We start from the raw sequence: 7,623 nt of genomic DNA, 5'->3' as shown, positions 1-7,623 counted from the left end.
TTAATCAAAATATATATTATTAACTTTATTACTAATAATATATTATCTATTAAATAAATTCAGGTGAATTAATGTGGGAAGTAATAAAAAGTTATTGTTAATATTAATCATTCTTTCATTTTTCCTATCTACTCAGCTTTGCTTTGCTCAGGCAAATGACACTTTATTGCTGGAGGATGCCTCACAAAGCGATATTTCCGCAGACAATCAAAAGACTGTTTTCATTATTTCAGACAGTCCAGGAACCAATGTAATAGAGCAGGCAAGCCAGGAAATCTGCAATCAGGATAACCTGACAGGATTCAAGCTGGTCGTCAGAAGTGGTGAGCAGGTAAAGGACATGAATGAGGAGGAACTGCACACTCTATTCAGCCAGTCTGATGCGTTTATCGGAGAATGGATCAGTACCGATGTGGATTCCGTATTGACAAATTTGCTTGGCAAATATCCCGAACTCTCACACAAGGAGCTGTTTTTGATATTGGAGCTTCCCTCCGGCAACATGAATTCAGGCTCCACTTCACTTAATCTGGTCAGAAACAATACCATAAACTATAGCAAGATATTCACATCCTTCACCAATGATGAGCTTATTGACTATTTCCAGCATACAAAAAGAGGAGATCCATACGATGACATCAGCAACTATATTTCAGGTGATGGAGCCAAATTCGACACTCTATTCAATCAGCTGGTTCTCTATAAGAATATAAATGATAAGGACAACCTTAAAAATCAGATATTGTGCACTTTAAACTATCTGGGATATGATTTTAGATATGAACTGCCTAATTTCTCAGGCACAAAACTATATGGAATTTTCCGTGATAGGTGGTACACGCTGGATGAATACATGAAGACATTTTTCGACCCGTCAAGGACACGCACAGTCGGAATTCTCGAAAGTACAATGTACATTTCATCCCAGCAGCTTCACCCCACAGTTTCAATCATTGAATCCCTTGAATCAAAGGGATATAATGTCATACCGGTCTATGCGGCCGGAGGGTCAGCTGAACAGTTAAGGGTAATGGTCGAATCATTCACCGGTGCAGGCGCAGACATCGAGGGATTTTTAAAGAATTCCTCAAATTATGAGACATATGTCGATGCTATTGTCTCAATGGTTGCATATGGTGTCGGTGGAGAGAACTTCACTAAGGCAACAGACTTTTTTGAAGAGCTTGGAGTGCCGGTTTTCAGAGCGGTACACTCAGATTATGTTTCAAACGAGATGTGGGAGCTTGGCTCAACAGGCCTTACAACCGAGAGAAGTGACAAGTGGTGGCACATTACCATTGCCGAGACTCAGGGAATAGTTGATGCGACATTCATTGGAGGCCAGTCCAGCTACATTTCCAATCTCACAGGCGCACGCATTGTGACATATATTCCATATGAGAGAAACGTCGATTTGCTGACAGACAGAATCGATTCATGGGTTGATTTGAAATACACTCCAAATTCAGACAAGCTGATTTCAATCATCTATTACAATTATCCTCCGGGCAAACAGAACATCGGTTCCAGTTACCTGGATACAATAACAAGTATCTACAACATGCTCAAAACCCTTGAAAGTGCAGGATATAACGTTGGTGAACTTCCGAACAATGTTTCAGAGCTTGAGGACTTGATGCTCAAGTGCGGTATCAATGTGGCCACATGGGCACCGGGAGAGCTTGAAAAGCTTGCCAACCAGTCAGGAGTGACACTTCTTCCGGTTGATGAATACACACAATGGTTCAATTCACTTGATGAAATCGTCAAGATTCAGGTAAGGGAGGGGCCTGTCGCATATATCGGGGAGCTTTCAAGGCGTGCGGTGGAGCTTGACTATACGGTAACGATTGGAGATACCATCGATGACTGGTACAATCAGGTCGTGGCATTGCTTCCTGACGAAAACCAGGAACAGTCAAAGGCCGTTTTAACAAATATCGTAAGTGCATTAAAACAGTACACACAGACAAAGGATGTCCAATACTTCAATCTCTTCCAGCAATACTTCAATGAGTTTAAAAAGCTAAACATTTCAGGCCTTAACGGCTGGGGTGAGGCTCCCGGAAACGTTATGGTGGTTACAAGAAACGGCACCGATTACTTTGTCATTCCGGGTCTGACCTATGGAAACGTTTTCATCGCTCCAGAACCTCAAAGAGGATGGGAATCAGATATTGAAAACCTCTACCACTGTACTGCAGTAGCACCGACCCATCAGTATCTTGCGGCCTACTATTACATGCAGACAAAATATGACAATGCAATGATTTTTGTCGGAAGGCACGCTACCCACGAATGGCTGCCTGGTAAGGAAATCCTGCTTTCCGCAACCGATTACGGATCTGTTGTAGTTGGGGATGTTCCGCAGCTGTACTTCTATATTGCCGACGGTCTGGCAGAAGCTATTCAGGCCAAAAGAAGAGGTTTTGCAGTCATCATTTCACATCTGACCTCTCCGATGTCCTATACACATCTATACGGCAACCTGACAGTATTGGCCAATAATTTGAACAATCCGGAGCTTCTTCGCAAAATCATCATTGAAAGTGATTATTCAACCAATCTGGGACTGACAGTCGATGAGGTAAAAGCAATTGACGCCAATCTCCTTGTAAAAAAGGTCAACGATTTCCTCACTTCAATGCAGTCCACGCTTTATCCTTTGGGACTTCATGCATTGGGCCAGAAATGGAGTGAAAATGACCTGGCAAGTACAGTTTCGGCAATGCTGTCATACGACTATGTCCTTGAAAACAATCAGGGCGTCGTCAACCTGTTCACAGAACTGTCAAATTGCTATTACTCAAAAGGTTATAATGAATTGTCCCCATCCGAAAGGGAAGTTGTCATGAGCGAAGCATATAATATTGTTAAGGCACTGATTTACTGGGATGCCCAAACGGTCTACGATACAATGGTCTTGCAGAATTCCAAATTCGACAATCCGACATTCATGGCATGTCTTAAACTGGCTAAGCAATATATCGAGCTGATTGATTTTTCAGTTGCAAACGAATTGGATGCAATGCTTGAAGGATTGAACGGCAGATACATTCCAGTTGGTGAAGGTGGAGAGCTTGTCATAAAGCCTGCAATACTTCCGACCGGTAAGAACATGTTCCAGGACCAGTCAAGTGAACTTCCAACCCAGGAAGCATGGGAGTATGCAAAAACTCTGGCTTTACTGACCCTTGCCGATTTAAATGACACAACCGAAAAGATTATAATGGGAATATGGTGTGTGGAAACGGCAAGGGACGATGGAGCTCTCGTGTCAACCGTGTTATACTTATTGGGTATGAAGCCGGTATGGACAGACTCATCAAGTGCAGGCTATGACGATGAGGGAAACCCGACAGGTAAGAAGGTATCAGCAATGCCTGAGGTAATTCCATTGGATGATCTGACTCGTCCTGACGGATGGACCCACAAAAGGATAGATGTGAGTGTAATTACAAGTGGTCTGTTTAGAGATCTGTACTCTTCACAGTCAATTTTGATGGATAATGCATTCAGAATGGCATTGGCCAGATCATACTTAACATTAACTGAAGATAAAACATTCCAAAAAAATAAGCAATTGATGGACGCATTGGAAAGCGTAATGGTTAGTATTAACTATTATGGAGTTTCAAATGAGCCTTTGGAATCAAATTATGTCGCACAGCACTGGATTGAAGATACATTATATTATTTAAGCATAGGTTATAATTCAACTTATGCCGGTGAATGCGCAATTACAAGGATATTCGCACCGCCGAACGGAGATTATGGTGCAGGAATATCAAAATTGGTATCAATGTCATGGACATGGAATGATACAAGCGAATTGGCTGATTTCTACCTTGGAAGAATGGGTAACATGTATTCTAAAAACTATTGGGGAGATACAAATCCTTTAGTATTCCTAAGGGCACTGTCAAACTCAGATACCATTGTGGCAAGCCGTAACACAAACCAATATGGTGTTTTGGACAACGACGACTTCTTCGATTACTGGGGAGGTCTGTCAATGACTGTGGAGGAAATCTCAGGCAAGGCTCCGAAATTCAACGTATTGATGTATGCGGATAAGAATAACGCATATGTCTCATCCCTTGAAGAGGTAATGTATAGGGAAATTGCTGCAAGATATGACAATCCCGATTGGATTAAGGGAATGATGAAAGAGGGTTACAGCGGAGCCCGTTACATGTCAAACAAATTCATAAGCAACTTGCACGGATGGCAGGTAACAAGGCCGTCAGCGGTTTCAGACAGCCTGTGGAACAGAATCTATGATACCTATTACAATGACAAATATGGCATAGGAGTCAGTGACTGGCTGATGAGCGGCAACAATGCTTATTCCTATATCTCAATGAGTGGAACAATGCTTACAACAATTCACGACGGCTATTGGAATGCTGATAAGGCAACAATCAGCAAGATAGCAAATACCTGGGCGCAGGCCACAATTCAAAACGGCGTTGCATGCTGTGACTGCAGCTGCGGCAACATTGCAATGATGCAGTGGGCAGTGCAGTACGTAAATCCGGATATTTTGGCCCAACTGCTTCCAAAATTATATGAAGCCACTAAAAATCCGGTGTTTGCAAACAATACCCAAAGTACAGTTCCGCCTGAGTCCCAATCTTCACAGAATCCGCAAAGTGAAGCTTCGACAAATAATCCGACTGAAGGGTCAACTTCCTCTTCAACAGTAAGGACAAATTCAAGTTCAACCACAACCCAAACTACAGCTCAAAACGGTGAAAATGCCCAGGGAGAAGCATTTTCAAATGTTGGTGCGGGAAGTGAATCAGTTCAGGCTGGAAGTTCGTCTTCAGAAAGTGCTGACGTTAAAAAGTCAGTTGAAATCAATCCGATAACCTCACAGTCAGCAAGCGAGGTTGGCCTTTCTATCGTAGCCGTATTGGCTATATTATGTTTAATTATGGTTGTGGCTGTCGGATACTTCAGAGACAGCGACAAATCAGCTAAAAATCAAGATTTAGATAAGTTATTCAATGAAAAATTAGGTGAATAAATGGATGCAATAAACATTTTATGGCAGTTGGGAATTCTTTCTGCCGTTTTAATTTTCGGAATCAAATTGGGCCTTGCAACAGGCCTTGCCAACATGTCAAAGAAATATCTGGCAGTTGTTTCAATAGGTTATGGTGGAGGAGTGTTGATACTGACGAAGATATCCTCATTTTTCACCGAACAGATTACAGATTTGATATATACTTATAACTTCGAGTTTTTCCTGATAATGGCGGTCATAATGATTCTGGCAGGAATATTTACAATACGCGAATATAAGGTGTTTGAGAAAAACACAACCGCCGCTACATGCATGGCGGTGGTTGCTCCGTGTCCGTGCTGTTTTGGATCTATTATCGTAAGCATAATGCTTGTGGCGCCAACCGTAGGATTGGGACTTATGGATTTAAGTCTAGTGGTAGCCGGAGCTTTGGTTTTAACAATTATTGTAACATACTTTGCATCCAATTTCCTGGTTAAGTTTATTAACAAACCGTATCCGATTGTTTTAGGCAATTTCATGTTCTTTTTGGGAATCTATTTCCTGCTCTCAGCACTGTTCTTGCCAAACATTACAGCCATGATTCAAAATCCTATGGATGCAATTTCAATATCCTCTCCATATTCTTTAATTGGAGCATTGATAATTATACTTGTAGTAATCGCAATTGGCGGAATAATATCAAGGAGAAACAGCAATTTCAATTAAGGTGATTTAATGGTAACAACAATTCCTGGAAGCGAAATATTAACCTCAACATTGAACATGATTTCACAGAGTCTGCAGATTCCGGTAATCATATTTTTGGTAATCTTTGCAATATTTGCAGTATTGGCTATTGGGGGCTTAATCTCAGAGTACACATCAAGAAAAAAGGTAACGCCGGATTTGATAGAAGAGATGATTTATTCGATATCAAATGCAACTTCCTTAGATGAAATAAAAAATGTCATTAAAAACGCAAAGATTTATGAATCTCAAAAGGTGGTGCTAATCAAGATATTGCGTTCAAACGAGCTGACTGCCGATTCAAGACATGCCCTTGCTAAAAAGCTGATAGAATTTGAGGAAAACAAGTTCGCAAAGAAAATCGAAAAGACAGATGTCGTAACCCGTATCGGACCTACCTTAGGGCTGATGGGTACACTGATTCCGATGGGACCTGGGCTTGCGGCTTTAGGTGCAGGAGATGTAAACACCTTGGCTAATGCAATCATCGTTGCCTTCGACACAACCGTTGTGGGTATCGGTGCAGGGGCTGTAGCCTATTTCGTATCAAAGATCAGACGTCGATGGTATGAGGAGTATCTGTCCAACTTGGATGCACTTGCCGATGCTCTTTTGGATAAATTGAATCAATAGGGTGGCATTATGGTTCGTGACAAGTCAAAAAAGAGATTTTCAGAAGGCGAAGAAGACCCGATGGCAGGGACTTCCAACCTTGTTGATGCAATGCTTGTGATTGCTGTAGGGTTGCTGATATTCGTTGTCATAAGCTGGAATATGCAGAGCGTAGTATTTCAGGACAATCAGAATCCCCAGCAGCAAATAAATGAAAATTCACCTGACGTATCCGAAGTCAGCGAAGGACAGGTCTTGAATGAAACCCCAGACACTTCAAACAGTTCCGGTCAGGGGTATATGGAAATGGGTAAGGTCTATAAGGATCCTTCAACGGGCAAGCTCATCATGGTTGAAGGTTAAGTGCGACAGGATAGGGTCTTTTTCCCTTTAAATCAGTGGAATATTGATTCTAATCTCTGTTATAGTGAGATTTTCTCCCCTGAAACTTTTAAGCAAGTAATTGGTTAAAAGGTTGCATGATGGAATGCCTAATCAAATATTTAGTATTCAAATACTTGTGGGCTAGAGAAAGAGTAATAAGGTTAATGTAGTGTGAACAATTGTAAGCATCGTAACAACCAGCAACAGGTGGAATACGCTTCATTTTTATGATACTGTTGTATTGCAAGATATTTCTACGAAAATAGGTAATTTATCCGTATCTATTTACTATAACTCGTAATGCTTGCCGGTGTATGAGATTGGACCTAAGTTACTCGTATCTGATGAAAGACTAACCTGGTAAGCCCTAAACAGTCCACTTTAATAATATTTTCTTTTTTTGTGGTAGGTTGATTGTGAATGATATTTAATTCTGTGTAGGGTAAACGATTTCGAAGAAAGCAAATGCCGTTATAGTCGATAAGACAGCAGGAATAAAAGGGAATTATATAACTGTGAACGGATATTATCCAAATATGTTGGATATCATGGGAAACCTGGCTGAATTTCGAATGGTGAATAACATGAATATAAAACGAATTTTTGCTACTTATTCAAAGAATGGGGGTATAACTGATGAGTAACACTCATAGAAATAATTCTTGTGAGTCCACCACCTCATACATTGACGATTGGTCTTCTATTAATTGGTATAAGATTGAAAAGCATGTAGATAAGTTGCAAAAGCGGATATATCATGCCGAAAGTACTGGTGATACTCGCAAAGTAAGGAATCTGCAAAGAATTCTATTATACAGTGATTCTGTACTTTTACTGGCTATTAAGAAAGTCACTCAGACTAATAA

5 protein-coding genes are annotated in these 7,623 nt (G+C 40.9%); all 5 read left to right on the top strand.

Annotation, left to right across the window (positions count from 1 at the left end):
* Positions 1 to 73: 73 nt before the first annotated feature.
* The gene (locus ACJMLO_RS08030; protein ID WP_405295648.1) at positions 74 to 5,032 is read left to right on the top strand and encodes a cobaltochelatase subunit CobN; all 4,959 of its coding nucleotides are present in this window, start codon (positions 74 to 76) and stop codon (positions 5,030 to 5,032) included.
* Positions 5,033 to 5,740, top strand: a complete 708-nt coding sequence (locus ACJMLO_RS08025; protein ID WP_405295646.1) for a DUF2162 domain-containing protein — start codon at positions 5,033 to 5,035, stop codon at positions 5,738 to 5,740.
* A gap of 9 nt (positions 5,741 to 5,749) precedes the next feature.
* Positions 5,750 to 6,394 (top strand): MotA/TolQ/ExbB proton channel family protein, encoded by a 645-nt coding sequence (locus ACJMLO_RS08020; protein WP_405295644.1) that lies wholly within the window; start codon positions 5,750 to 5,752, stop codon positions 6,392 to 6,394.
* 9 nt (positions 6,395 to 6,403) lie between these two features.
* The gene (locus tag ACJMLO_RS08015) at positions 6,404 to 6,736 is read left to right on the top strand and encodes a DUF2149 domain-containing protein (RefSeq protein ID WP_405295642.1); all 333 of its coding nucleotides are present in this window, start codon (positions 6,404 to 6,406) and stop codon (positions 6,734 to 6,736) included.
* 657 nt (positions 6,737 to 7,393) lie between these two features.
* The coding region (locus tag ACJMLO_RS08010; RefSeq protein WP_405295640.1) for a reverse transcriptase N-terminal domain-containing protein at positions 7,394 to 7,623 on the top strand (230 nt) is incomplete at its 3' end.

Origin of the sequence: Methanobrevibacter sp. (assembly GCF_045120835.1) — an archaeon.
Taxonomy (GTDB): Archaea; Methanobacteriota; Methanobacteria; order Methanobacteriales; family Methanobacteriaceae; genus Methanocatella.
This window is presented reverse-complemented; position numbering and strand designations above follow the sequence as displayed.